Consider the following 25,683-nt stretch of genomic DNA (forward strand, 5'->3'; position numbering starts at 1 on the left):
CCTTTTCTTGATTTATTAGTCTATCTTGGTTGCAACATACGCCAGATCCATAATATCGATCTTATTATCGTTGTTCATATCCGCCATCTTAGCTGCTGCCCAGTCTGCGCTGGTGGAATCTTTACCGTAATGGTAGGCAACGATCGCGAGGTCGCCTACATCAATGATTCCATCCTTGTTGAGGTCTGCGGACACTTCCTTAATGACAGCTGCTTTGAAGGTATCTACCGCGCTGTTCAGTGCGGTGACTGCATTGTCAACCTGAGACTGCGTCGCGCTTGAGCTGTCTTTGACGGCTTTGGCTGCGTTGATCGCGATGCCGAGTGCATCCTTGGCTGCTTGCGGGTATTGTCCCGGCAATGTGCCAACCACAGCAGCGTCATACAAGCTTTGTGCATTCGTAATCGCGGTTGTCAATGCCGTCTTGTCTACAACGACATCAATCTTGCCTATAGCTATGCTCTTGCTGCTGAGCGCCGCCTGAATCACAGTTCCCTCGGGAGCCACACCCAGCTTGGCTTGGGTTGCCGCAATCGTTCCGGTTGTATTCTGAACACCGGCCTTAACCTTGAAGGTTACATTCAGAACCGGTGTGCTGACCCCGGATACCCCTCCGATATTGGCGGCAATGAGTCTCACTTTTCCGGCGGTCGCCTTATCCTCTGTCACGATCTGGACGTTATTATTTGCACCTACCGCACTCACATAGTCAAATACGTTGGAATCATAAGACAAGGTGATGTCCTGGGCAAACACACTTTGTGTCAGGTTGTTCAGGCTAACGCCTACGGTAAAGCTGCTTCCAGGCTTCACGCTGCTGTCTGCGCTAAGTGCGGCTGTAGGCACCTTAGTCTCCGGCCAAACCGGATCTGTCGTTGCCGCACTCGTGGTCAAATAGATCCGGTCTATGGCAAGGCCGGATTCCCTTCCCCAAAAGTTCAATTCATGCACGCCGGCGGAAATATTCAAAGGAATACCTCCCGTCACAACCGTACCGCCGTTGCTGAGATTCACCCATTTAAACTGACCGCCACTGACACCTTCAATCCCGTTGGAGGTGAATTTATATTGATTATCCAACCCAACATGGACGGAGTCCGTTTGGTAGCTATGACTCTTGGCAAGGATCCAAACATAGTAGGTTCCGGCAGTCGTGAAGTTGATTTTATAATTCAATCTGGACCCGGCAGCAAGGCTGGCTGCATCTGTGCCCGGCGTCACCGAAGTGCCATCGTCAGGCAAAAACTGCATGGCTTTCGTAGATAGGCCGTCCACAAGCGACCAGATATGGCCGTTGGCGGTGCCATATACATAAGCGTTGACCGAGTTTTCCGCTGCTGTTTCCGCCTCAATAGCCACAACAGCAGGAGTATTGACGCTTATCCGAATTTGCGCGGTTGCTGCTTCGCCCAATGCTCCCTTGTAGCTAACCACCACGTTAGCTGTTCCACTGGCCTTGGCCGTAATGGTGCCGTTGGAGACGTCAGCAACGTCCGGATTCGGATTGCTGTAGGTCGCTAATTTGGTTACATCCTCCGTATGCCCGTCGAAATACTCTGCCGTGACTTTGAATGCAGCGGTTTTACCGGAATCGAGTGCAACGGAGCTATTGTCCACTGTAATCTGCTTCACCCTCAGCTCGCTGCTCAAGTCTTTCACCAGCAGATTCAGTGAATCTGTTTTTCCGCCATAGCTGATGTCGATGCTTGTCGAACCATAGCCGACGCCGGTTATGATTCCGCTGCTGATACTTACAATGCCGTTTTGCGCCGGCGCAGCAACGGCCTGGGCCGTAACATCTTCACTCGTTCCATCGGAATAGATCGCCATAACCTTCATGCTTGCCGTGTTGGTCCCGGAAACGGTATCAATCTTTTGTTTATCGATGGACGCGTTGATGGCAGCCAGTTGATGGGCAGCGCTCTTTTGCTCGAACTGCCAATAATCGACCTTGAACAGATTACCGGTTGGTGCTCCCCTGTATACCATATACAGGTCATGAACACCCGTGGCACCGGAAATACTGGTTGTTTTTGTCTTCCAGCTATTTTCCCCTCCTGTGTTGGAAATGGGAAGCGTACCCACCAACGGGCCATCCGCACTATCGAGATGCAGCTCTATCGTTCCTCCGCTCGAACCGCTGGCAACCTTGGCTGTAAATGTCCCTGCGCCTGTCGCGCCAAAATCCACTTTGGATGCGGCTGTCCAGTCCCCGTCATTAATATTGCTGACAGCAAGGTTGATGCTGCTTACCATGCCTCCAGGTTCGGTAATGCTCTCCGTGGTTATTCCCCCGTTCCAAGCAATGGTTTCGGCCTCAACCCTTGTGTAGGGATTCGCATTTTTCAGCTGCGGAACACCTGCATAATCTCCGGTAATATTCTGGATGACTCCGTTTCCATCGAAGCTTACCTTATTAATGTGTGCATTTCGGTATCCATGGGGCTGCCCTCCCATTTGTGGTACCGTCCCGCTTTCCGCCATGGCCTTTGCAAGGGTTTGGGCATGGTAAGTGATATACCATTGACCGTTGAATTCAAAGATGGCATGGTGATTGTTGCCTCCCACTCCGAAGAAGGTAGCGGGGTTGGGCAGTATGGTTTTGACAAAGGTAAATGGACCCATCGGGTTGTCGCTTACCATATAGGCAATAGCTCCTGTAGGAATATCCGATGGATGTCCGCCTGAGAAGTTAGTGCAATAAGAGTAATAATATTTCCCGTTGTATTTGTGAATTCCAGAGTCCTCAAACAACCATGGCGGGTTAATAGGTTTAACCGCTCCTCCGCTAGCAGCCAGATCCAAACTGATCATATCCGCTCCAAGCTTTGCAACACGTGCGGTTCCCGGGTCAGCGTCCTTACCTGTCGGAACACCGCCGCCAAAATAGATATACCCGCTTCCATCATCATCAATCAGTACCGCTGGGTCAAAAAGCCATGTAACATCGCTAGCTCCCGGGGTATTTCTATTGACCAGAGCCTTTCCAATGGGATCTGTAAACGGTCCGATCGGACTGTCCGCTGTGAGCACGCCGATCCCGTTTGCACTATCTGCAAAATAGAGGAAGAATTTCTCCTTGCCGTCTATCGTTTTATGTGCTGCTGCCGGGGCCCAGGAGTTTCTTGCCCATTTAGCAGCGCCCTGCGGCCCGGCTACAGGGATTTCCCCGTGGTCTGTCCAGTTGACCATGTCGTCAGACGAAACAACCGTTATCTTATTAATCAAACTATACCCGTTATCCTTAACGGTCCCGTCAGCATTGTACTCCAACGTATCATTTGTCATATAAACATAAACTCTTCCGTTATAAACCATTGCATAGGGATCTGCTCCAAACTTTTGCGTAAATAGCGGATTGCCTTTTCCAGGCGTTTTTGCAAGTGCCGGAGCGACCGCAGCTGTTGCGGCCTCTGCCCTATCCATGACCGGGGTTAATGGGGCCATGAGCGTTAAAGCCATCGTCACTGACATCATTTTTTTCCATAGCTTCACTGAATCCTTCCACCTCTCTTATAATAGTAGCTGCTGTTGTTACCTGCTCTTGAAAATAAACACCTCCTTTGAGTAGTGAAATACAACTCTACATGTTCAACAAGCGGTATATGATAACGGCTGCTTCCGCTCTTCTAGCCGTATCCGCCGGTTTAATCATTCCATTGTAGCCTTGGATGACTCCTTTCTTGACCAGTTGAGCCAAGGGGCTTACTGCATAATCCGCTACTTCACCGGCATCGCTGAACCCGCCTAAGTCTGAAATGGACTCATCCAGCATTCTTCCGGCCATTTTCATCGCTCGTGCAGCCACTACCATCATGTCCTGTCTGGATATGCTAACTCTCGGCTCGAACAGGTTGTCGCCTGTACCCTGAGCAATGCCAAGCTTTTTGGCAATTCCTACTTCTTCGTAATAATAGTCGGACTGCTCTACATCCTTGAAATTCTCGTCTATTTCTGCATTAAGATTTAATGCTCTGACCAGCAAGCATAGGAAGTCTGCCCTGGTGATGTCGGCTCCCGGGCTAAAGGTAGTAGCCGACGTTCCCTTGATAATTCCTGAGGACGCAAGAGCCTCAATCTCCATCTTGGCCCATTCGTAGCCCGCCAGATCGTCAAAAGTGGTCCCATAGCTGTAGACCGTCGCTGTCAGATTCGGATTCAGCGCTTTCACGGATACCAGCTTAATATTGGCATCTCCCTGAGACTTCCCTTTGAAGGCAATGGTACTCAAGGCTGTGCTTCCCTGCTCTCCTTCCTTCTTGCCAATTTTCGTAAAGGCCATCGTTATTTTGCCGTTATCTATCTTTGGTGGTATAAAAAAACCTTCCAGCTTCGATTCTGCCTTATCCAGCTCAACCATATCAGGGTCGAATGTAATTAAAACCTCGTAGGCATAGAGATCCTTTAAGTTGCTTCCATTCAACGTAACTTCTAGAGCTTGGTTTGGTACAGCCTTTTCCGCACTTTGACTCAGAGTGAAGATCGTATTTTCTTCTGAATAACCGGTACCGGGCATACAAGTAACCATCATGACAGCAATAAGACACATTACAAAAGTTAATTTTCCTTTTCTCATGTGGCAATCTCCTTATCGTGAGAATTAGGAAGGAATACTGAGCATCCCGACCCGAACAATTATGATAGCGCTTTAACTATGACGAGCATTCATGCTTGAAATCCAAAGCTATGCAGGGTTGCCTCGCTGTTCCTCTACCTTATTTTGTATCCCTCCCATTTTTTGCCTTTATTATAGCTAAGACACTAGAAAATCACGATGGAATTTCTTCTTCAAAAAGTTGATTTTTTAAGGATTAGCATTTTGTGCAATGAAGCATTTGGAACGATTTAGTGTGCCCTATCCCCAATGAAGTCCCTTCCCAAGATAGGGCAGCACCAGAACTTTGTTATTCATATAACGAAAATGGTAAGCAGAGCTGCAATGAACGTACCGATGACTTAATCGATTATCTTGGTTGCAACATACGCCAGATCCATAATATCGATCTTATTATCGCTGTTCATATCCGCCATCTTAGCTGCTGCCCAGTCTGCACTGGTGGAATCTTTACCGTAATGGTAAGCAACGATCGCGAGGTCGCCAACGTCAATGATTCCGTCCTTATTGAGGTCTGCAGATACTTCCTTGATCACAGCCGCCTTGAAGGTATCTACCGCGCTGTTCAGTGCGGTAACCGCGTTGTCAACCTGGGACTGCGTCGCGATTGGGCTGTCTTTGACGGCTTTGGCTGCATTGATCGCCACGCCGAACGCATCCTTGGCTGCTTGCGGGTATTGACCCGGCAGTGTGCCAACCGCCGCAGCATCATACAAGCTTTGTGCATTCGTAATCGCTGTTGCCAATGCCGTCTTGTCTACAACGGCATCAATCTTGCCTATAGCTATGCTCTTGCTGCTGAGCGCCGCCTGAATCACGGTTCCCTCGGGAGCCACGCCCAGCTTGGCTTGGGTCGCCGCAATCGTTCCGGTTGTATTCTGGACACCGGCTTTGACCCTTAAGGTTACATTCAGAACCGGCGTGCTGCCTCCGGATACGCCTCCGATATTGGCGGCAATGAGTCTCACTTTTCCGGCGGTCGCCTTATCCTCTGTCACGATCTGGATATTGCTGTTCGCACCTGCCGTACTCACGTAGTCAAATACGTTGGAATCATAAGCCAAGGTGATGTCCTGGGCAAACACGCTTTGTGTCAGATGGTTCAGGCTAACGCCTACGGTAAAGCTGCTTCCGGGCTTCACGCTGCTGTCTGCGGTAAGTGCAGCTGTAGTGCCTGTGCTGTCAACATTCTCAGCTACAAAGGTTGTAACGCTTTGAGCCGGAAGCTCGGCTGTGAAGGAGCCGTTCGACACTGGCATAGGCGCTCCGGCCGCAAGATTCCTGCTGCTGTCCGTTACCCAGGAGGCTACTTTCGTTGCAGACCCGTTCTGCAGAACAAACCTTTCACTCACTGCAGAAGTACCTTTGTTGATAGCGACAATTACTACCTTATTGTCACCTTTATATGCAGATGTGAACACTTGCGGATCGGGATTTTTGGTCGCTTCTACCCTAACATAGCCAGGTCGAACAAATTTTGAGTAATGAGCCATGCTGTAACCCCGCTTGCTTATCGTACCGTCATCCTTCATAGGACCGTAATGCCTGCGGATATACCACCAGACGTAGGTCTGAAAATTCCCTTCTACCATGGCGTTATACATATGCTCGGCAACACCCAATGCCTCAGGCCAGCGATCCGCCGAATTCGTGTCGCTGTTCGGGTAGTATACTTCCGTCATCCAGAGTTCTTTGCCTGCGCCTTTTTGTTCAAACAAGGGGTAAGGGAAATCATTATAACTAGTGCCGTACGTGTGAGCGCCAAGAATATCCATATTGGCCAATGCTTCCGGGTCGTTCAGAATGGGGTCTGACATCTGTTTTACGTAAGAAAACGACTCTGGTGCAATGACTCTGTTATGGATGGATCCGGCATTTTCTTTCATAAAACGAAGCATTTCTTCCTTACTCCACCATGTCCAGTCATGTGCATAGTCCGGCTCGTTTTGAACCGAAATAGCATACAGCTCCACTCCGTTGCTCTTCATGAAGGAGTCGAATTCATTCAGATACTGCGCATATTCAGCGTACATATCATGTTTTAGCCGTTTCGCTGTTGCGTCCACAGCATAGGCGGTAACGTAGATGTTATCTATGCTTGGTCCTTCTTCACCGGTAGATACAAACTGTAACGTGTTGGTCCCGCTGCTCATGGGTACCTGGATCGATTGCTCGCCCCAGGCAGCGGGGCTGCCGGTTGCGGCAAAGGCCACCTGACTGAGCACTTTCGCCCCGTTAACATAAACATCCAGATTACTTGTCCCTGACTGCAGAGCATATCGGACTTTAACGTTCTTGGTTCCTGTCGTGCCAATGCCGATGCTGTTCCACTGAATGGCTGCCCCGGATGAAGCTTGAAATTGGACATACCCGCTACCGCTATAGCCCGAATAGGAGCTTTGCACTGAAGAATCACTCAATGTCGTGCCCGACTCCGCTTCATAAGTGGTACCATTGCCTGAACTCATACCCAAAGTGTAGGTCTCTACCATTTCACTTGGAGGATTCCATGGGGAAGCAAATACGATAGCTCCATGCTCAATGGCTTTTTTGGCTGTTTCCACCTCTTTTTGCCAATTGCTTTTGTTTTCGTGTATAGGAATTCTTAATATAGAAAAACCCAGCTGGTTCTCCCCATTGCCAAAAGCGTTTTCCCTTTGGGCCGGGGTCAAATCTCCGATCCAGACGGAGTGATTCATGCCTCCAAAGCCGCGAATCACTTGTTTCTCCGCCGATAAATTAACGATAACCTCCTTTGCAGCTGCAGCCGCTGAAACTTCAGCAGATACCGGCACGGAAACTAGTGGCAGCGCAGTGACACATGCCAGAAATACGCAAAGTGATTTCCTCAATCGCGATATCATGGTTCTCATCTCCTGTTAAGGGCTATGGAGGGGGAGAAGCGAATCCCCGTCCATAGCTTCTTGTGTCCTGTTTTACTCCGTTATTTTCGATGCAACATACGCCAGGTCCATAATATCGATCTTATTATCGTAGTTCATATCCGCCGTCTTAGCTGCTGCCCAGTCTGCGCTGGTGGAATCTTTACCGTAATGGTAAGCAACGATCGCGAGGTCGCCTACATCAATGATTCCATCCTTGTTGAGGTCTGCAGACACTTCCTTAATGACAGCTGCTTTGAAGGTATCTATCGCGCTGTTCAGTGCGGTGACCGCATTGTCAACCTGAGACTGCGTCGCGCTTGGGCTGTCCTTGACGGCTTTGGCTGCATTGATCGCTACGCCGAACGCATCCTTGGCTGCTTGCGGGTATTGACCCGGCAGTGTGCCAACCACCGCAGTATCATACAAGCTTTGTGCATTCGTAATCGCTGTTGCCAGTGCCGTCTTGTCTACAACGGCATCAATCTTGCCTATAGCTATGCTCTTGCTGCTGAGCGCCGCCTGAATCACAGTTCCCTCGGGAGCCACACCCAGCTTGGCTTGGGCTGCCGCAATCGTTCCGGTTGTATTCTGAACACCGGCCTTAACCTTGAAGGTTACATTCAGAACCGGTGTGCTGACCCCGGATACCCCTCCGATATTGGCGGCAATGAGTCTCACTTTTCCGGCGGTCGCCTTATCCTCTGTCACGATCTGGATATTGCTGTTCGCACCTGCCGTACTCACATAGTCAAATATGTTGGAATCATAAGACAAGGTGATGTCCTGGGCAAACACGCTTTGTGTCAGATTGTTCAGGCTAACGCCCACGGTAAAGCTGCTTCCAGGCTTCACGCTGCTGTCTGCGCTAAGTGCGGCTGCAGGTACCTTAGCCTCCGGCCAGACCGGATCTGTCGTTGCGGTACTTGTGGTCAAATAGATCCGGTCTATGGCAAGGCCAGATTCCCTTCCCCAAAAGTTCAATTCATGCACGCCGGCGGAAATATTCAAAGGAATACCTCCCGTCACTACAGTACCGCCGTTGCTGAGATTCACCCATTTAAACTGACCACCGCTGACACCTTCAATCCCGTTGGAAGTGAATTTATACTGATTATCCAACCCCACATGGACGGAGTCCGTTTGGTAGCTATGACTCTTGGCAAGAATCCAAACATAGTAGGTTCCAGCAGTCGTGAAGTTGATTTTATAATTCAATCTGGACCCGGCAGCAAGGCTGGCTGCATCCGTCCCCGGCGTCACCGAAGTGCCATCGTCAGGCAAAAACTGCATGGCTTTCGTAGATAGGCCGTCCACAAGCGACCAGGTATGGCCGTTGGCGGTGCCATGTACGTACGCCTCAGCGGAATTTTCCGCTGCTGTTTCTGCCTCAATAGCTACGGAAACAGGCGTATTAAACTGAATGGTATAGACCGCTGTTTGTAGGCCTTCCCTGCTTACCGTGACCGTGGCTTTTCCCGGCACCCCTGATGCTTGGGTAATAGAAACACTCGCAGCAGGATCATTGGGAGTCGCGGTAACTTGGGGGACCGATCCTGCAGGAACATCCAGGGAATAGTCGTATCTACTCGGACTGAACCCGCTCACTTGCGCCCCGTTCACCTGGAGGGACTTCAAATTCGTATCAAAGTTGGAGCCTGCTAACTTGTCATCTATTTTGAAATAATCGAAATCAATATAACCGCCTGTCGTCTTTGTGGCAAAATTGAATAAGGCAAATCGGTAACCCATAAAATGCGGCAGCGTATAGGACATTTGAAGTGTGTTACCTATGGATGCCCAACGCTCACCGTCAAGACTGTAATAGAAATAGGCTTTGTCCGTCCTATTCTTATAATCCAATTCAGTCCTTAAATAGATGACATTCTGAGTGACAGGGATACTTGCTGCTTCCACTGCCGTCCCTGAGCTTCCATTTACCATCACAACAGATTTGGTAGTCCCGCTCATTTTCACACCGACAAACCCGTAGTTCTGCTGAAATGCGGCAATGCCGGCATAGTCTCCGTCTTTCATATGGCTGACATCTATAGCAACCGTTCCCGAGCTTTCCGGACCGAAGGTTCTTTGGGAAAGCGTATTTCGGGCATTAAGAATACTGCTGCTAGTGCTCCCCGTAGTGAGTCTCAAATACCCCGGCCGGTCGGTTAGGGACCAGTACCGATTGTCGGGATTATGGTTCCACTGCCACACCAGGGCAAGATTGGATCCGTTGTCATCGTTTTCTCCGTTTGCCGCCTCTGTATGATAAGCGCCAACTTTCTCTGCTCTTTGATCAAAGCTATCCGATGAGACCCATGTTCTTGAGAGTCCTGCAGCAATTCCCGTATCATTGACATCCCCGAAGACGGGCCATCCATCCTCGTTCCATGTCATCGGAACAATGTAAGGTATGCGCCCGACGGAGCCGTAGTCCTGGAACAACACTCCGTACCATTTTCCGTCAGGAGATTGAACAATCCCTCCTTGTGCCACACCGGCGCTGTTTGAATTACTGCCCGATTTTAAAGCAATCTTTCCTTCATAGGTACCATCGATAGTATCCGCCCTATGCACTAATTCCGTGCGGATGCCCCCTGATGGCCATGAGATATTGAAGATGTAATACTTACCGTTTATTTTATAAACGTGTGAGCCCTCAGCTCCAAGGCCACCCGATCCTCCGGGAGCGCTTGCATTTTGAATGATCGTTTTATTCATTCCGCCTGCTTTGATGGCTGTGGCATCTGAGGTCAGCTCAATAATCTTTATGGTTCCATTACCGTAGACCATATAGACGCGTCCGTCATCATCGAACAGCAGGGACATATCATGATACACTCCGCCGGCTAACTCATACTTTTCCCATGGACCCTTTTCTATGTCGGCCGTTTGAAAGATATATGTCTTTCCAATATCATTGGAGGCAAAAACCACATAAAACTTGCCGTTATGAAAACGGATGCTGCTGGCCCATGAGCCTTTCCCATATATGTTTTCTCCGTTGGAGAGGGTTTGTTTGTCAGTAGACGCGAGGATATCATATACGTAATTGACGATCTCCCAATTGACGAGATCCTTGGATTTCATGATTGGAACCCCAGGGTTCATGTGCATTGTCGTGCTGGTCATATAGTAAGTATCATTTACCCTAATCACATCGACATCCGGCACATCCGCCCATATTATGGGGTTCTTGGCCGTGATGCCATCCGCATGTGCAGTAAAACCTGGCAAAGAGCTTATGATTAATGAAAAAACGAGTAAGAATACCAATAATTTCCCCATGGATTTCAAACCTCCCGTATTGGCTCAATCTACATTTTTGAAAATGCAAAGGTTTTTCCAGTTTTTTTGGAAGCGTTTTAATTTTTGTTAATAGCAGCTTTCGGAACCTTTGTTTGAAAGCTTAGGCATTCCTGCAGCAATCCGTCGGGTTGCTCGGTGCTAAAGAATTTCTACATCATTTAGGAAAATAAGGTAACTATCTATGTTAGCGAGCTGAAACGGACTAGGGGATTGGGTAGAGTAGTTAAGACCAGCCGTTACTGGAAATGTTATCGTTGAAGTCTGAACAATCGAGGGCGTTAGTTTGTTTTATGTAGTGGGAACAAGCTCAGTTATCTGCAAGATGCAATGGTTCGAAGGGCTTAAGTTGTCTTTTCTAGCATGGTTTTATGCTTCTAATTTACAGCAATCATCTTGCCAATCCCCCCTTATTAACGATCGTGTAATTTCCCTGCGTTATTAAAAAAATAACCCCTTTTGAAAGCGCTATCTGTCCACATTATAAAGGGGGGCTATACCAAATTCTATAGAATAACTAGATACTATTTGTAATTACTAAAGAAATAGTGATTTCCCAAATGATACGGTTGCAGGCTTTGAGCCCAATCGGAGATGAGAAAAACGTATCGACGTCTGTTCAATGATGAGGACCGCGTTCAGCGGTAGTTTTTATCGCCAATAGAAATGATCTTTATCACGCTGACGCTTTAATAAAGTTAAATATTTATGTGGTAAGAACAGTCCGCTATAGGCGGACCGCTCTTTCTCCCCCCGTTTATTTGATTACATAAGACAAATCATAGCGGGCGAATAAATCCGACATCGCTTTCTTGGCTTCCTCCGCATCCGGGCCCATCACATACAGCTCATAATTGTGATGATCAACTAGGGTCACAAACACACTAAGAATGCTTTTCGCGTCAACAATGACATCCCCGAATTTCAGCACACAAGATGAACGGAATTGATTCGCCGTCTTTGAAATTTCCCAGCCGATTTCTGTTGTATTATGCATATCAGACGACCTCCCCGCCAGCCTTCTTTCTAGTGCCAAGCAGCTTTTGCAGTACGATAAACAAGAATAGCAGCAGTCCGATTGCAATTTTGGTCCACCAGGAGCTAAGGGTTCCTTCAAACATGATCAACGTTTGGATGATGCCTTGAATCAACACACCAACCAGCGTGCCCGCAATATAACCGGTGCCACCGGTCAGCAAGGTGCCGCCAATGACGACAGCCGCTATCGTATCCAACTCCGTCCCCAGCGCATGTAAGCCGTAACCCGACAGCATATAAAAGGTAAAGACCACACCCGCAAGTGAAGAGCAGAAGCCGCTTAAGGTATAGACAAGTACTTTTGTCCGTTTGACGGGCAACCCCATTAACATAGCCGAATGCTCATTGCCGCCTAATGCATAAATATTGCGTCCAAATCGGGTATAATGTGCAAGTAGGATAGCTCCAACAACCATACATAGAGCGATAATGACACTAATGGAAACATAGGAGCTGCCAAATACGTACACTTTGGTCTGTGAAACCGCCTTATACCATTCATTCTCGATCGTAATACTCTCAATGCTGATGACATAGCATAGTCCTCTTGCCAAAAACATCCCCGCCAATGTTACGATAAACGGCTGCAGATTGAAATGATAAATCAAACTGCCCATGCACCATCCAAACACGCTTCCCATAAGCAGCACTAACGGAATAACGGCACCCGGCGGCCAATGATGATTTTGGACCAAGCTTGCGGATATCATAGTAGTTAATGCAATCATGGAACCGACGGATAAATCGATCCCGCCCGAAATGATGACAAAGGTCATCCCAATGGCTGCAATGAGCAGGAATGAATTATCGATCAGCAAATTAAAGAAAACTTGCAGTGAGAAAAATCCCCTATACTCCACTGAGCCCGCCGCAAACATAACAACAAATAAGGCTATGGTCACCAGAAGCGGTAAATATCTTTTATCTATGCTGCGCAGCCTCATACGGTAACCCCCTGCTCCACGTTTTTTTGTTTGGCTTTGCGCTTGGCTGCTAGCGATGCACGGAAGGCATCCGATTGAATCAGGCAGACGATCAGCACAACGATAGCCTTGACGACCAATGTAATTTCCGGCGGTACACCGATGGAATAGATGGAAGTCGTGAGTGTTTGAATGATGAGCGCGCCGATGATGGTGCCTGATAAATAAAATCTCCCGCCGTTCAATGAGTTGCCGCCAATCACAACGGCCAGAATCGCATCAAGCTCATACCACAGCCCGGCATTATTCCCATCTGCGCTGGATACGTTCGAGCTTAAGATAATACCGGCAAGCCCGCTTAAAAAGGCACAGAGTACATATACGATAAAAATGATTGAGCTCGACCGGATTCCTGCAAGCCGGCTCGCCGTCGGATTGGAGCCGACCGATTCGATAAACAGCCCTATCGCTGTTTTTCTTGTTAGGATCACTGCTATAAGAAAGAAGAACGTAATAATAAAAATCGAGAACGGAAGGCCAAATAAATAGCCTCCTCCTATAAAGGAGTAAGGTTTGGAGGACACGGTGATGATTTGTCCGTTCGTAATTAATTGTGCCACCCCACGCCCTGCGACCATTAGGATTAAGGTTGCGACGATCGGTTGAATGCCCAAGAAGCTGACTAATAGCCCGTTCCAAGCACCTGCAGCCAAGGAAAGCAGCAGCGCAATGCCTAAAGCCATAAACAGTGTGCTTATGTCGCTGGTGCCCTGCTTAGAGATGAGCAGGCAGGCCATCGCTCCTGCGATGGAAACGATGGAGCCAACCGATAAATCAATCCCCTTGGTAGCGATGACGAATGTCATACCGATGGAGATTAGGACAAGAGGCGCTGCGCGGTTCAAAATATCAATCAGGCTGCCGAACAGATGGCCTTCCTTCATCGTAATGGAGAAAAAATCATGATTATGAACGACATTGGCGATCAATAAGAAAGCCAATGTCACTAAAGGCCACAACAAACGGTTGCTCATTCGCCTCCCCCTCCTGCAATTAATTTCATAATATCCTGCTGGCTCACACCTTCGTTTCTAATCTCAGCAATTTTTTTCCTGTCCCTCAGGACGGCAATTTTTTGAGAGGAACGAACGACTTCCTCCAGCTCGGAGGAAATGAACAAGATGGACATTCCTTTCTCGCACAGCAGCGCCATCTGTTTCTGAATTTCCGCCTTCGCCCCGACGTCGATCCCCCGTGTAGGTTCATCCAGAATGAGCAGCTCGGGATTGGTCAACAGCCATCGTGCCAAGATCACCTTCTGCTGATTGCCGCCGCTTAAATTTTTGATTAAAGCCTCAGGACCCGGCGTTTTGATATTGAGCAGCTCGATATATTGATCCGCAAGCTCGGTTTGCTTCTTCTTCGTCAAATACCGGAATGTGCCCAATGTCGCTTGCATTGCGAGAATAATATTTTCCCTCACCGTCAAATCCTCAATAATAGCCTCCGTTTTCCGGTTTTCGGGGCAGAAGGCTATTCTAGCGTCTATCGCTTGGCGCGGAGAATTCAGCTGTACTACTTTTCCGCTGATTTTCATTTCCCCATGATCCGCCCGGTCGGCTCCGAACAAAATACGGGCGATTTCCGTACGGCCGGAACCAAGTAATCCCGCAAGGCTCAACACTTCACCCGGATACAAGTTCAAATCGAACGGTTCGATGGAGCCTTTTCGCGCAACCTGCTTTGCCTGCAGGAAAGGCTGCTTTCCACTGTTCTTTTTATGTGAAGCCGTCATATTCGGCAGCTGTTCCAACTCAGTTACCTCTTTACCGATCATTTTGGATACGAGATCCATGCGGGACAGCTCTTCCGTCAAGTACTCCCCTTCGAATTGGCCGTTTCGCAATATCGTGATCCGATCGGACATTTCATAGACTTGATCCAGGAAATGCGTAACGAATAAAATCGCCAAGCCTTCCGATTTCAATTTTCGCATGACGTTAAATAATTGCTTCACTTCATTCGAATCTAAGCTGGATGTCGGCTCATCCAAAATTAATATCTTCGCCGAAACATTGAGGGCTCTGGCAATGGCGACCATTTGTTGAATGGCTATGGAATAGGAACCGAGCAGCTTGGAGGGATCAATGTCTACATTTAACCGCTTCAGCAGCTCTCGGGAACGGGAATTCATTTCTTTCCAATCAATAAAACCTCTTCGCATCGGCTCGCGCCCGATAAAAATATTTTCAGAAACCGTTAAATTGGTACATAAATTGACCTCCTGATAAACGGTGCTAATCCCGAGCTCCTGAGCTTCCAACGGGCTTTTAGCGCGAATTTGCTGCTCGTCGAGCCATACTTGGCCTTCGTCGATGGCATGTACACCTGTCAATACTTTAATGAGGGTTGATTTGCCTGCACCGTTTTGACCCATCAAAGCGTGAATTTCACCTGAAAACATTCGAAAGTATACGTTGGTCAAAGCCTTCACTCCGGGAAACTGCTTATGAATTCGCTCCATGCGCAATCGAGGTTTTTTATCTGTCACCTTGCTGCCTCCTATCCTGAATACATTCTATATCCCAAAATCTCCCGCCAAGCCGCGTTTTTTGATGCAGCTTTACACGGTTGCAGCTGGCGGGAGACATTCTCTTTCACGATATGGTCAGATTAATATTGACGGTTCGGCAATTCCTTCGCGGCTGTTTCTTGCGGGAACACGCCTTCTTTGGTCAAAATACGCTTAGGCACCTCTTTGCCTGCGACAATATCCTTGACAATTTGCATCACTTGCGGCCCCATTAGCGGGTTACATTCGATAATTACGTTAATCTTGCCGTCCTTCATGGCTTGGAAAGCATCCTTGGTTCCGTCCATGGAAATGATGAGAATATCTTTGCCCGGCTTCATGCCCGCTTCCTCAAGGGCCTGAATAGCACCAAGCGCCATATCGTCGTTATGCGCGTACAAGACATCCATTTTGGTGTTCTCCGCCTTCGCGGACTTGATGAACGCCTCCATAACTTCCTTCCCTTTAGCGCGTGTAAAGTCACCTGTCTGGGACTTCACTATTTTCAGGTTCGCGTTATCTTTAATCACTTCTTCAAAGCCTTTCTTACGGTCAATCGCCGGTGCGGAGCCTGTCGTACCTTGCAGCTCGACAATGTTGACCGGGCCTTTCTGATCCTTCACTTTTTCGAGCAGCCATTTCCCTGCGTTGCGTCCTTCTTCTACGAAATCAGAGCCCAGAAAAGTTCTATACAGCGATGTATCCTTGGAATCTACCGCACGGTCGGTCAGTACTACCGGAATATTCGCATCCTTCGCTTCCTTTAGCACCGTATCCCAGCCAGACTCAACTACCGGGGAGAATGCGATGACATCCACCTTTTGTGCAATATAACTGCGGATCGCCTTGATTTGGTTTTCCTGCTTTTGCTGCGCGTCGGAGAATTTCAGTTCAATTCCCGCTTCCTTAGCCGAATCCTGGATGGACTTGGTATTAGCCGTGCGCCAGCCGCTCTCTGCTCCAACCTGAGCGAAGCCAAGCACAATTTTCTTGTCGGCCGGTTTCGGCGTGTCGCCGCCTTTGGCAGCTGTGTCCTTAGCCCCGCCTGTCGTCGCATTACCGCCGCACGCCGCGGTTAGAAGCATAGATGCCATCATCAAGACGGCCGCGCCTGATTTCCACTTCATTTTCATCCGTTAAACCCTCCTTTTATTTCACCATCGATGGGTGTAGCTTTATTTTAAAACGCTTTCAAATGCGATTGAATAGAATCCATTCTGAATAAATTAGAGTCTTTTTCGGTGTTTTCGAGCCTGGAGAATCGAAATTTTGTTTTTTTATGAAGTAATTTGAATTTTTTCGTCCCGCCGCGTCAAAGACTAAACAAAAAAAGCCCGGCAATTGGGCTTTATACGGAGCTATTACAGCTTTATATCCTAATATTTACGATTGCCGATCTCACGGGCGGCGGTCCCCTGCGTGAACACCCCCTCTTTAACAATAATGCGCTTCGGGATATTCCTTCCCGCCATAAGCTCCCGAACCGCCTGCATTAAGAGCGGTCCGAACAGCGGATTACATTCCACCGTACAGTTGAGCCTGCCATCCAGCATCGCTTGAAATGCTTCCTTCCCGCCATCGACCGAAACGATCACGATATCCTTGCCGGGTCTTAAGCCGATTTCCTCCATGGCTTCCATGGCTCCGAACGCCATATCATCATTGTGAGCGAACAGCACCTGAATATCGCGGCCATGCTTCTTTAAAAAACGGGTCATGACTTCCTTGCCTTCTTCTCTCGTAAAATTGCCCGTTTCGCTGGCGATGATTTCCATGTTCGGGTTATCCTTAATGATTTCCTCAAAGCCCCGCTTCCGATCCAGCGCGGGTGCCGAGTTCTCCGTACCGCGGATTTCGGCAATACGAATGGGCCCGTTAACGTTCCTCATTTTATCGATGACATATTTCCCTGCTTTGCGGCCTTCTTCCACAAAATTAGAGCCAATAAGCGTAATATACAAGGAGTGGTCCTTCACGTCCACAGACCGATCCGTTATAATGACGGGAATACCAGCCTCTTTCGCTTCCATAAGTACGTTGTCCCAGCCTGTCTCAATGACAGGAGAGAAGGCTATCACGTCAACCTTTGCCGCAATATAGGAACGGATCGCTTCAATTTGCTTGCTTTGCTGCTGCTCGGCATCCGAAAATTTCAAGTCGATTCCCGCTTGCCTGGCGGCATCCTGAATGGATTTGGTATTCGCGTTACGAAAGCGGCTTTCCGCTCCAACCTGCGAGAACCCAAGTACGACTGGCCGCTCGTCTTGCTTGAGAGCCGTTGTCAGGCTGGAATCCGTTTGGAGCACGGCGGGAGCTTGTACAAGGGTCTCCTTCGGTACAGGCACAGATGTACACGCGCAGAGAAATACCAACAAAAGGATGACCGCCTTCCCCCAACGATTATACACCCCATTCACCTTCCCTTATCGAAATGAAGACACATTGTATTATTTAATGCTCTTCAATGATTGCTGCGTTACAAAGGTCGGCTCTAACTGATTCCATTCCTGCACCGCCTTTCCGTCGCAAGCATCATTTAGCAGCTGGATGATCCTGTCCCCCCAAGCATCCTCCTGAAGCGACATTAGAGCGGTAATCTGCTTGTTCATAACCCCGTCCAACAGCTCCGGGGAACCGCTGGTTGTTACCGATAATTGGCTTAAACCCTTTGCTTTCCAAACAAGAATCGCCGCAGAGCCCGCTAACGAATCCAGGGCGGCATAGGCTTCAAAATGCGGATGTGCATCTATCATCTTTTCTACATTTGCTATCGCTTTATCAAGACTATCCCCGTCCGTTCTCAGTTCAAGGAGCTGCATTTCCGGCAACCTGGCCAAGTAGTCTCTAAAGCCGGCAACCCGCTGCTGTATGCTGGAATAGGAGATCGTACCCGTCTCGGCAATGATCATTCCCTTCCCGTCCAATGCACGATCAATATACGAAGCAAGCATGCGGCCAGCCTCATAATTATTGACACCTATGAAGGCGGCACGTTTGCTTTGCGGTGCGTCATTATCGAAGCAGATGACTTGAATACCGGCATCCACCGCTTTATTAATGTAAGGCGCTAATGCATCCGCATTAACCGGACTAACTGCAATGCCGTCCACACGCTGCTTGATCAGATTTTCCATCATCCGAATTTGCTGCTCGAGATTCGCCTCATCCGGTGCCTTAATCACGAGCTGTGCACCCAGCTTGCTTGCAACGGCTTCTGCCCTGCTCGTCACTACCTTGTGAAACACATCGGCAGTCGAGTAGACGATAGCGAACGTACGGCCCTTCTTCTGCACACTCCCTCCCGCTCCATGCTGCTGAATAGTTGAAGATGCTGCCGTCGGCTCTTGCTTGCAGCCGCTGGTCAGGCTTATCAGAAGGCAGCATAGAATCAGTAAAGCCCGGTTTGTAACTCGGGCCTGCATGGCCGTTCCCCCCTTCTTATCGCTATGCCTGATTACGGAATACTTTGGTTGTAACGCCGGTGATTTTTTTAAATACCGTATTAAAATAATGCGGGTCGTTATAGCCCACCATAGCAGCGATTTCATATGATTTGGCACTCGTTGTTTTGAGCAGCTCCATTGCCCTCTTAATGCGTGTCTTAATTAAATAATCGATAAATGTCTGCCCTGTTCCCTGAGAGAAAATCCCGCTGAAATGGCTGGGGCTTACGTTCACATAGGCTGCAACAGCCTGCAAGGAGAGGTCCGGATTATCAAAATTTTTATCGATATAATCCTTCGCCTTGGCGAGCAGCTCGCCATATTTGTCGGTTATGCGCTCCCGATGCTGAAAGGCAAGCATGAGAACGGTGGTGGCACATGCCCGCACCTCCTCCAGCGTATTGCTCATTAACAGCGTTTCCTCCACCGGTGCCATCTCGGATAGAAATGCCTGCACGTCTCCGTTCGATTCATGGATAACCGCCATTACAGAGGCAATCATATCCAGAATAAGATAATGCCAGTAAAACTTGCTTTCCGCCCCCGTCTGCTTATCAATGCTATGAATGTAACCGCAAACAAAACTCTCGATCCTGGAAGCATCGCCCATTTTCAAAAAATTGGTCACTTGATGACGGTCATAGCCCGCCAAGCCTCCTTTATCCACGCTGACGATCGGACGATTGCGTAAAAAATAATGGTAGCACTTATTTTGCTCTGCTTCAGAAAACGACGCGGCAATTTCCTGGACTCGCCCTTTCACGGTTCCTTTGCCATAATAAAGGATGCAGCCAAGTCCTTCTTCTATCTGCTTCAGCTTGCGGATAAGGCCGTGGGCAGTATTCTCCACCCCTACCGTTTCTTCCCCTTTTATTATCCAGACGTGCTCTTTTTTGCTGCGTTTCACATGCAGATGGCCCGACATGTCACTCAATAATTGCTTAAATAACGAGTGTGTCTCGCCTTCATCCGTCAGCTCTGCGAGCACTACCAGGTAATGCCTTGCAATGAGACCAATACCGAGCGCCTCGGCCGCATGAATAGCATCCGCTGTCGGTATAGCGCCGGAGCACAAGTCGATCAGCAGCTGTTCCCTGACGGTTTCCTGGTTGATGCTCGCTCTCATCTGCAGCAGCTCTTTATTTTTCTGCTCCTCGCGCTCCATATCGATTTTGGCAGCAACCCCATGGAGCACTTGAAGCAGTTCCTTCGCGTTAATCGGTTTCAGACAGTATTCCTCCACCCCAATCCGCAAAGCTTCCCTTGCATAATGAAATTCGTCGTGCCCGCTTAAAATAATGATTTTGACCGCAGGCATCTTCTCTTTCACAATCCGGCTTAGCTGGAGTCCGTCCATAAAAGGCATTTTAATATCGGTTAACAAAATATCCGGTGCCAGGTTCTCGATTAAGGGGAGCGCCATCTCCCCGTCCGATGCGTCGCCGCAATAAATAAACCCCTCTTTCTCCCACTGTATCCGGTTGCAGATACCTTCCCGAACGAGGATTTCATCATCCACCAACAACACCTTTTTCATCTTGCTCTCTCCTTATCGGTATACTCACGAGCACTGTCGTGCCAAAGCCATAATCGCTTTCGATCCGAATACCGTACGGGTCTCCGTTATAAAGATTAATTCTCTGGTGCACATTGATAATTCCGAACCCCGCCGGCTGGGCTTGAAGGTGGTTGCTCTCTGCAAGAAGCTGTCTAAGCTGCTCTTGCTTCTCCGCCGTCATGCCTGCGCCGTTATCCGATACGCACAGCTCGATATTGCCGTTAGCTCCAAACCCGCCTGTGATTCGAATACAGCCCCTTCCCCGCTTGTTCTTAATACCGTGATACAAAGCATTTTCAACCAGCGGTTGGAGTGTCATTTTCAAAACACTGCAGCTAAGCACGCTGTCCTGCACATCAATCTCATAGTCCAGAATGTCCCTGTACCTCATCTGCTGGATCGTGAGATAGTTGGCGATATGATCCAGCTCTTCTTTTATCGTAATCTCATCCCTGCCTTTGCTTAACGAAATCCTGAAGAAGCTTGCGAGCGCATTCACAATGCCGATCACTTCCTCGCTTTTTCCGTTTTCCGCCAGCCAAATAATCGAATCGAGCGTATTGTACAAAAAATGCGGGTTAATTTGAGCCTGCAGGGTCCGGAGCTCCGCAAGCTTGATCTGCTCTTGCTCCTTAATACTAGCTTCAATCAGCAGCTTGATCTGGTCGAGCATCATGTTGAAGCTGACCCCCAAATCGGCTATTTCGTCCTGGCCCCCGCCAGGCACCTTAGCATCCAAATAACCGGAGGCCGCTTGACGCATTTTATTTTTTAAGTACCGGATCGGTCGGATCAACCGGTTGGATACGTAGGCGTACAAAGCAATAGTAAAGGCAATCGTAAAGATGACGCTGACAAATATAAGGGTCTGAATCTGATCCGCATCCTTGGTCACTTCCTCCAGAGGCACTTCCCCGACGACCTTCCAGCCTGTAAGCTCTGAAGTCTTGTACACGATAAACTGCCTCTTACCCGCCAGCTCACGAATGTCGTTCCCCGACACAGCACTTAATTGCAGCTTCGTCAAGCCTGCTACGGCTCCTGTTGCTTTTAACCTTTCCGGTAAAATAATCGGCTTGCCCTGCGGGTCCATGACATAAAAGAAGCCGCTGTCCCCCATCTTGGTATTGTTGCAAAAATTTTCGATAACCGATACATCCAAATTCATCACCATAAAACCGATGACTTCGTCCGTAATCTCCTGTTTTACCGTGGAAATAATCGAAATTAATGGCGGACGCTCCTCCTCTGCCCGGTCCAAATTGCTGATCCCTTGCGAGCCGGCAGGCGGAATGATAAGCACCTCGTCGGGATGAGCCAACAAGCTCTTGAACTCAGGATAGAAGAACGGGTCCTCCTCCATTTGAAAAATGCCTCGCTTCTCGCTAATCCCCTTGCCATAGCGGTTAAACAGTATAATATTCGTCAGGCCATTGCTGAACCTGTATGTATCCCGGTAAAGGCTGAACGTTTTTAATATATCCTTAGCCTCATTATATGTCTCACTCTGAATGAGCAGAAATCTCAGCACATTGGAGTTTCTGCTGATGTCCAAAAATTTCCGGTTGTCCGAAAACAGCACATCGATATCGTTCTTCAGATGCTCGGCTACAAGCTCCGTCGTTGCAATACTGTGCTTGGAAACGGTGTTATACGATTTCGTGTAGCTGATAATCCCTATCACAATTAAGGGAACCGCCGTCAGCATCACAAACATGACTAACATTTTTGCCCTTAGACTGGAGGCGATCCAACGGTACCATCTCATGCCGGTCCCCCCGGTTCTCATCGTTTCGTTGCTTAATTAATTTAAGCGCTTGCGCCATTACATATTTTAAGCTTTTTTACAGATTAAGAAAATAGAAAATGATGCGAATTTGTTATGATTTTTTCAGTAAGAATCTCGTTAATTTTGGGTTTGCTGTAGAATAAACTGGTCCAATTGTTCTTCCGCATTCTTCAATGCGGTGTTCACGTTTGTACCCTTAAGCAGCACATCGTTTGCAGCTGAATTTACAAGGGATCTGCCTTTATCATCAAATTTAGTAAATTCTTTCACTGCCGGCTTCAGGGCAAAGAGAGCGTTCACGTTTTTCCCTTTGATTGTGGGAATTTCCGCGCCATACTCCTTTATCAACTCAGGCGTTTTTTTCAAAGAGGTACGCCGTTTTTATTCAGCAGATTCTGCACCTCATCGCTAGTCATCACTGACAGAACGCAGTTGATACTACGGCCAGTCTCAATTTAACAGGTTCCGTATTTACAGAAGCATCCCCGCCATTCTCTACTATGCCGCTTTTCTGATTTGCGCAAGCCGTTAACGAAAGCAACGATAGCATAACCGTAACAATCAAATTCGTTCTCGTCTTCATTCTGTTCCTCCCCATATCATTCATTATATCGTGTGTATCATAGCAGAACAGCTTTCAACGATAGTGGTTTACAATAAGAAAAATTTACAGACCAGAGAAGTTTGTAATTTTAAAATTCAGCTTCAGGGCAGTGAACCTCCATCCGGCACGTCATGCGGCGTTTCCACTCGGTCCCGTTCTGTCATGTCTAATCGGCTTAAGGTTGTGGTATTTCTAATGGATACATTATATAGTAAAAACGCTTTCATAATCCATGGAGGAAATAGATTTAATTTGTAATTATTAAATAATTTTTGTCTGGCATCTCTTTATTGCGCCATGAATCAATGTTACTATGGTCTTGTACGATGACTTTTGTTGAGGCACCCGGTTATTTTCGATTTGATACAGGTGGTGGGCAAAGTTGAACATGGAACAGCTTCAAACAAGACTTCCCGGTATTATCCATTTTGTAGATAGACGCTGCTTTCCGGAATGGAAGATTGAGAGGGATATCATCCAATTCCATGATCTTACCTTTGTTGTTGAGGGGAAATCAAACTATTACGTCAACGGTGTAAAATATACGGTGGAAGCAGGCGATGTCATTTACATCCCTTTGGGCAGCGAACGCGAGGCTCACACGATTAAGGAAACCCCCATGCATTCCTATGCCTTCAATTTCAACTGGTTACCCATGGGCAGCCCGGATGCGCTTCCGCTCGATATTGTGACCAAAAATATCATAACAAGTGAAATGTTAAATTACATCCGACAGTTCAATCAGGTTTGGGCCGGCAGGCAGCCGGGATATATCATGCAATCAAGGGCGTTATTCATGCTGATCATGCATCAGGTTATGACCATCTACTATCGCAAAGAGGCTGAGGTTCGATCCGACAAAAGGATCAATCAAGTGCTGGAATACGTCATGGAGCATTATTCGGAGGAATTGAACTTAACCAAGATAGCCAGGATCGTCAATCTTCATCCGGCATATCTGGGGAAGCTGTTTAAAATCAATACCGGCTGCTCGTTTAAGGAATATTTGAACCAGATCCGTGTCAATCATGCCGAGATGCTTTTGTCGACCGGGGGATTTTCTGTAACGGGGGTTGCCGAACGTTGTGGCTTTCACGATATTTCCTATTTTAGTAATGTCTTCAAATCGATTAAGGGATACCCGCCTTCTGCTGTGAGGAAGTGAGTCAGTTCCTTACATCGCGCCGCGCACAGCAGAACTGCTATATTGTTATTATTGTCATGGAAAGGTGAACGATAGTGCCGAAAAAGGATGATAGCCCTCTACCAGGAATTCAATACGGTTATTCTAATTCAGTTCTGATTAAATCCAGCTATCATTATCATGACAATTATGAAATTTATTTTCTTATTTCCGGCAGCAGCGAGTACTTTGTAAAGGATAAAACTTATCCGGTTTCAAATCACGATATCCTTTTCATTCCCAAAGGAACGTTACACAAGAATAATTATATTTCGCGAAGCTATGAGAGGGCCGTCATTAACTTTACAGAGGACTACATAGGTTCAAAATTCATATGCAAAATGAGACCTCTTTTTGAACAGTGTATTTACAAGCCACAGGACCCTGAACGGATTAAAAAGCTATTCTTTATGATAGGAGAGGAGATGGATAGGAATGATGATTTATCCTCTGATCTTATTAAAAGTTATTTCATCCAGCTGCTTTCCTATTTTATTAGAAATAAGTCGGAATTCGTCTATAATAGCAGCAGCAATGCAAACCCCACCATAGAAAGGCTTGTACGGTACATTAATACAAACTACCATTTATCGATAACATTAGATTCTGCGTCTGATATGCTTAATTTAAGCAAATCTCATCTTTCCAGACTTTTTCTTAAAACTACAGGGTTAGGCTTTAAAGAGTATGTGCAGATCATAAGAATCAACAAGGCCAAGCAGATGTTAAAAGTTACAAATCATTCTATCAGGCAAATTGCTTTTGATTGCGGTTTTAATGACAGTAATTATTTTTCAAAAGCTTTCAAAGAATCAACAGGGTTGTCACCTTTGCAGTACAGGAAGTATCAAAAAAGAAAAAGTCCATGATCATCATGGGCTTTTGGTCATACCCCTGTCAAGTAGACAAATGAAAAAAGCTACGCTGCCAGCGCGCATCGATATTCAATCGGTGCGCGTTGTTTTAATTTAGCTTGAAAGCGGTGGTAGTTGTAATAGTAAATGTATTCTTCCACCGCTTGCTGGATCTCCGCTCCTGAATTACACTGTTTAAGGTACAACTTCTCTGTTTTGAGATGCGAAAAGAAGGATTCGATGCATGCGTTATCCAGGCAGGTTGCTTTGCGAGAGTGGCTGCCTTTTACGCCGAATGCCTCTAATCGTGTGTTGTACGCCTGAGACGTATATTGGAAGCCCTGATCCGAATGGAGCACGGCTTCCGAAACGTCTCTTTTTCTTGTCCACTGCGTAACGGTATCAAGCACGAGCTGGACATCGTTACGTTCTGACAATTGCCAAGCGACTATCTCGTTATTAAATAGATCTTGAATGACGGACAGATAATGAAATTTGGTACCGTCAGAAATATATGTAATATCGGTCACCATTTTTTGTTGGGGCGCTGTGGCATGGAATTGACGCCTTAAACGATTCGGATACACAACAGAAGGGGTGTAACTGGACTGTTTCCGCTTCTTTCGAATGACTGATTGGATCGATAACTCCCTCATCAATCGCCATACTTTCTTATGATTCACACTGTATCCTGCCTCCCACAAGGCGGTCGTCATACGAGGGTAGCCGAAGTCGGGATGCGCAAAATGAATGGCCATCATATGTTCCTTAATCTCATGATCCTTGTTTTGTCTTGCATTGCGCTGAGGCTGTGTGGCTCGCCATTTGTAATAACTGGACCGTGATATTCCCGCGATGGCTAACAGGTCTGTAATGCCGTGCAGAGCGCGTAGATCCTCCATTATTTCATAGTTCT

18 protein-coding genes and 3 pseudogenes are annotated in these 25,683 nt (G+C 47.6%); 2 read left to right on the plus strand and 19 right to left on the minus strand.

Going from position 1 to position 25,683, the window contains the following annotated elements:
- Window positions 1-15: 15 nt before the first annotated feature.
- The 18 genes and pseudogenes from ABEA66_RS05325 to ABEA66_RS05410 all read right to left on the minus strand — a co-directional run bounded on the left by ABEA66_RS05325 (window position 16) and on the right by ABEA66_RS05410 (window position 22,709).
- A complete protein-coding gene (locus ABEA66_RS05325; RefSeq protein WP_425571476.1) occupies window positions 16-3,474 on the minus strand; it encodes a carbohydrate-binding protein in 3,459 nt (1,152 codons plus the stop codon).
- A 109-nt stretch (window positions 3,475-3,583) separates the two neighbouring features.
- Window positions 3,584-4,576: an S-layer homology domain-containing protein gene (locus ABEA66_RS05330; RefSeq protein WP_345586740.1), complete on the minus strand. Its 993-nt coding sequence runs from the start codon at window positions 4,574-4,576 to the stop codon at window positions 3,584-3,586.
- 380 nt (window positions 4,577-4,956) lie between these two features.
- Window positions 4,957-5,757: a cohesin domain-containing protein gene (locus ABEA66_RS05335; RefSeq protein WP_425571477.1), complete on the minus strand. Its 801-nt coding sequence runs from the start codon at window positions 5,755-5,757 to the stop codon at window positions 4,957-4,959.
- 48 nt (window positions 5,758-5,805) lie between these two features.
- Window positions 5,806-6,678, minus strand: a pseudogene (locus ABEA66_RS05340) (glycoside hydrolase); the annotation flags it as partial.
- A 33-nt stretch (window positions 6,679-6,711) separates the two neighbouring features.
- Window positions 6,712-7,107, minus strand: a pseudogene (locus ABEA66_RS36490) (carbohydrate-binding protein); the annotation flags it as partial.
- Window positions 7,093-7,479, minus strand: a pseudogene (locus ABEA66_RS36495) (hypothetical protein); the annotation flags it as partial. The pseudogenes ABEA66_RS36495 and ABEA66_RS36490, both read right to left, overlap by 15 nt.
- Before the next feature lie 72 nt (window positions 7,480-7,551).
- Window positions 7,552-10,785 (minus strand): family 43 glycosylhydrolase, encoded by a 3,234-nt coding sequence (locus tag ABEA66_RS05355; protein WP_345586742.1) that lies wholly within the window; start codon window positions 10,783-10,785, stop codon window positions 7,552-7,554.
- A 775-nt stretch (window positions 10,786-11,560) separates the two neighbouring features.
- Window positions 11,561-11,800 (minus strand): HPr family phosphocarrier protein, encoded by a 240-nt coding sequence (locus tag ABEA66_RS05360; protein ID WP_079908802.1) that lies wholly within the window; start codon window positions 11,798-11,800, stop codon window positions 11,561-11,563.
- Between the two features lies 1 nt (window position 11,801).
- Window positions 11,802-12,785 (minus strand): galactofuranose ABC transporter, permease protein YjfF, encoded by a 984-nt coding sequence (gene yjfF, locus ABEA66_RS05365; protein ID WP_192700828.1) that lies wholly within the window; start codon window positions 12,783-12,785, stop codon window positions 11,802-11,804.
- Complete coding sequence (locus ABEA66_RS05370; protein WP_079908800.1) at window positions 12,782-13,798, minus strand: ABC transporter permease; 1,017 nt, start codon at window positions 13,796-13,798, stop codon at window positions 12,782-12,784. Before ABEA66_RS05370 ends, yjfF begins: the two co-directional genes overlap by 4 nt.
- Window positions 13,795-15,315 (minus strand): sugar ABC transporter ATP-binding protein, encoded by a 1,521-nt coding sequence (locus tag ABEA66_RS05375; protein WP_345586745.1) that lies wholly within the window; start codon window positions 15,313-15,315, stop codon window positions 13,795-13,797. Before ABEA66_RS05375 ends, ABEA66_RS05370 begins: the two co-directional genes overlap by 4 nt.
- Before the next feature lie 122 nt (window positions 15,316-15,437).
- Entirely contained in the window at window positions 15,438-16,469 is a 1,032-nt protein-coding gene (locus ABEA66_RS05380; protein WP_345586746.1) for an ABC transporter substrate-binding protein, read from the minus strand.
- A gap of 243 nt (window positions 16,470-16,712) precedes the next feature.
- Window positions 16,713-17,744: an ABC transporter substrate-binding protein gene (locus ABEA66_RS05385; RefSeq protein WP_345586748.1), complete on the minus strand. Its 1,032-nt coding sequence runs from the start codon at window positions 17,742-17,744 to the stop codon at window positions 16,713-16,715.
- A gap of 39 nt (window positions 17,745-17,783) precedes the next feature.
- Entirely contained in the window at window positions 17,784-18,758 is a 975-nt protein-coding gene (locus ABEA66_RS05390; RefSeq protein WP_345586750.1) for a sugar ABC transporter substrate-binding protein, read from the minus strand.
- A gap of 22 nt (window positions 18,759-18,780) precedes the next feature.
- Entirely contained in the window at window positions 18,781-20,316 is a 1,536-nt protein-coding gene (locus ABEA66_RS05395; RefSeq protein WP_345586752.1) for a response regulator, read from the minus strand.
- Entirely contained in the window at window positions 20,291-22,105 is a 1,815-nt protein-coding gene (locus ABEA66_RS05400; protein WP_345586754.1) for a sensor histidine kinase, read from the minus strand. Before ABEA66_RS05400 ends, ABEA66_RS05395 begins: the two co-directional genes overlap by 26 nt.
- Before the next feature lie 138 nt (window positions 22,106-22,243).
- On the minus strand, window positions 22,244-22,492 hold the full coding sequence (locus tag ABEA66_RS05405; RefSeq protein WP_345586756.1) for a hypothetical protein: 249 nt from the start codon (window positions 22,490-22,492) through the stop codon (window positions 22,244-22,246).
- 49 nt (window positions 22,493-22,541) lie between these two features.
- On the minus strand, window positions 22,542-22,709 hold the full coding sequence (locus ABEA66_RS05410) for a hypothetical protein (RefSeq protein WP_345586758.1): 168 nt from the start codon (window positions 22,707-22,709) through the stop codon (window positions 22,542-22,544).
- A 409-nt stretch (window positions 22,710-23,118) separates the two neighbouring features.
- Here ABEA66_RS05410 and ABEA66_RS05415 point away from each other — a divergent pair, with 409 nt between their 5' ends.
- Window positions 23,119-23,895 (plus strand): helix-turn-helix domain-containing protein, encoded by a 777-nt coding sequence (locus ABEA66_RS05415; protein ID WP_345586768.1) that lies wholly within the window; start codon window positions 23,119-23,121, stop codon window positions 23,893-23,895.
- A gap of 74 nt (window positions 23,896-23,969) precedes the next feature.
- Window positions 23,970-24,782 carry an AraC family transcriptional regulator gene (locus ABEA66_RS05420; protein WP_345586760.1) on the plus strand — a complete coding sequence of 271 codons (813 nt, stop codon included), beginning with the start codon at window positions 23,970-23,972 and terminating at the stop codon, window positions 24,780-24,782.
- Between the two features lie 50 nt (window positions 24,783-24,832).
- Here ABEA66_RS05420 and ABEA66_RS05425 read toward each other — a convergent pair.
- Window positions 24,833-25,683 (minus strand): IS3 family transposase (locus ABEA66_RS05425; protein WP_345586762.1); only part of this gene is annotated, 851 nt, incomplete at its 5' end.

Origin of the sequence: Paenibacillus vulneris, from assembly GCF_039543185.1 — a bacterium.
Lineage (GTDB): Bacteria > Bacillota > Bacilli > Paenibacillales > NBRC-103111 > Paenibacillus_S > Paenibacillus_S vulneris.

Excerpts from the sequence above, each read along its gene's own strand:
- ABEA66_RS05415 (WP_345586768.1), top strand. The coding sequence starts at position 23,119 with ATGGAACAGCTTCAAACAAGACTTCCCGGTATTATCCATTTTGTAGAT.
- ABEA66_RS05330 (WP_345586740.1), bottom strand. The coding sequence starts at position 4,576 with ATGAGAAAAGGAAAATTAACTTTTGTAATGTGTCTTATTGCTGTCATG.
- ABEA66_RS05400 (WP_345586754.1), bottom strand. The coding sequence starts at position 22,105 with ATGAGATGGTACCGTTGGATCGCCTCCAGTCTAAGGGCAAAAATGTTA.
- ABEA66_RS05395 (WP_345586752.1), bottom strand. The coding sequence starts at position 20,316 with ATGAAAAAGGTGTTGTTGGTGGATGATGAAATCCTCGTTCGGGAAGGT.
- ABEA66_RS05410 (WP_345586758.1), bottom strand. The coding sequence starts at position 22,709 with ATGAAGACGAGAACGAATTTGATTGTTACGGTTATGCTATCGTTGCTT.
- ABEA66_RS05355 (WP_345586742.1), bottom strand. The coding sequence starts at position 10,785 with ATGGGGAAATTATTGGTATTCTTACTCGTTTTTTCATTAATCATAAGC.
- ABEA66_RS05390 (WP_345586750.1), bottom strand. The coding sequence starts at position 18,758 with ATGCAGGCCCGAGTTACAAACCGGGCTTTACTGATTCTATGCTGCCTT.
- yjfF (WP_192700828.1), bottom strand. The coding sequence starts at position 12,785 with ATGAGGCTGCGCAGCATAGATAAAAGATATTTACCGCTTCTGGTGACC.
- ABEA66_RS05370 (WP_079908800.1), bottom strand. The coding sequence starts at position 13,798 with ATGAGCAACCGTTTGTTGTGGCCTTTAGTGACATTGGCTTTCTTATTG.
- ABEA66_RS05325 (WP_425571476.1), bottom strand. The coding sequence starts at position 3,474 with ATGTCAGTGACGATGGCTTTAACGCTCATGGCCCCATTAACCCCGGTC.
- ABEA66_RS05360 (WP_079908802.1), bottom strand. The coding sequence starts at position 11,800 with ATGCATAATACAACAGAAATCGGCTGGGAAATTTCAAAGACGGCGAAT.
- ABEA66_RS05380 (WP_345586746.1), bottom strand. The coding sequence starts at position 16,469 with ATGAAAATGAAGTGGAAATCAGGCGCGGCCGTCTTGATGATGGCATCT.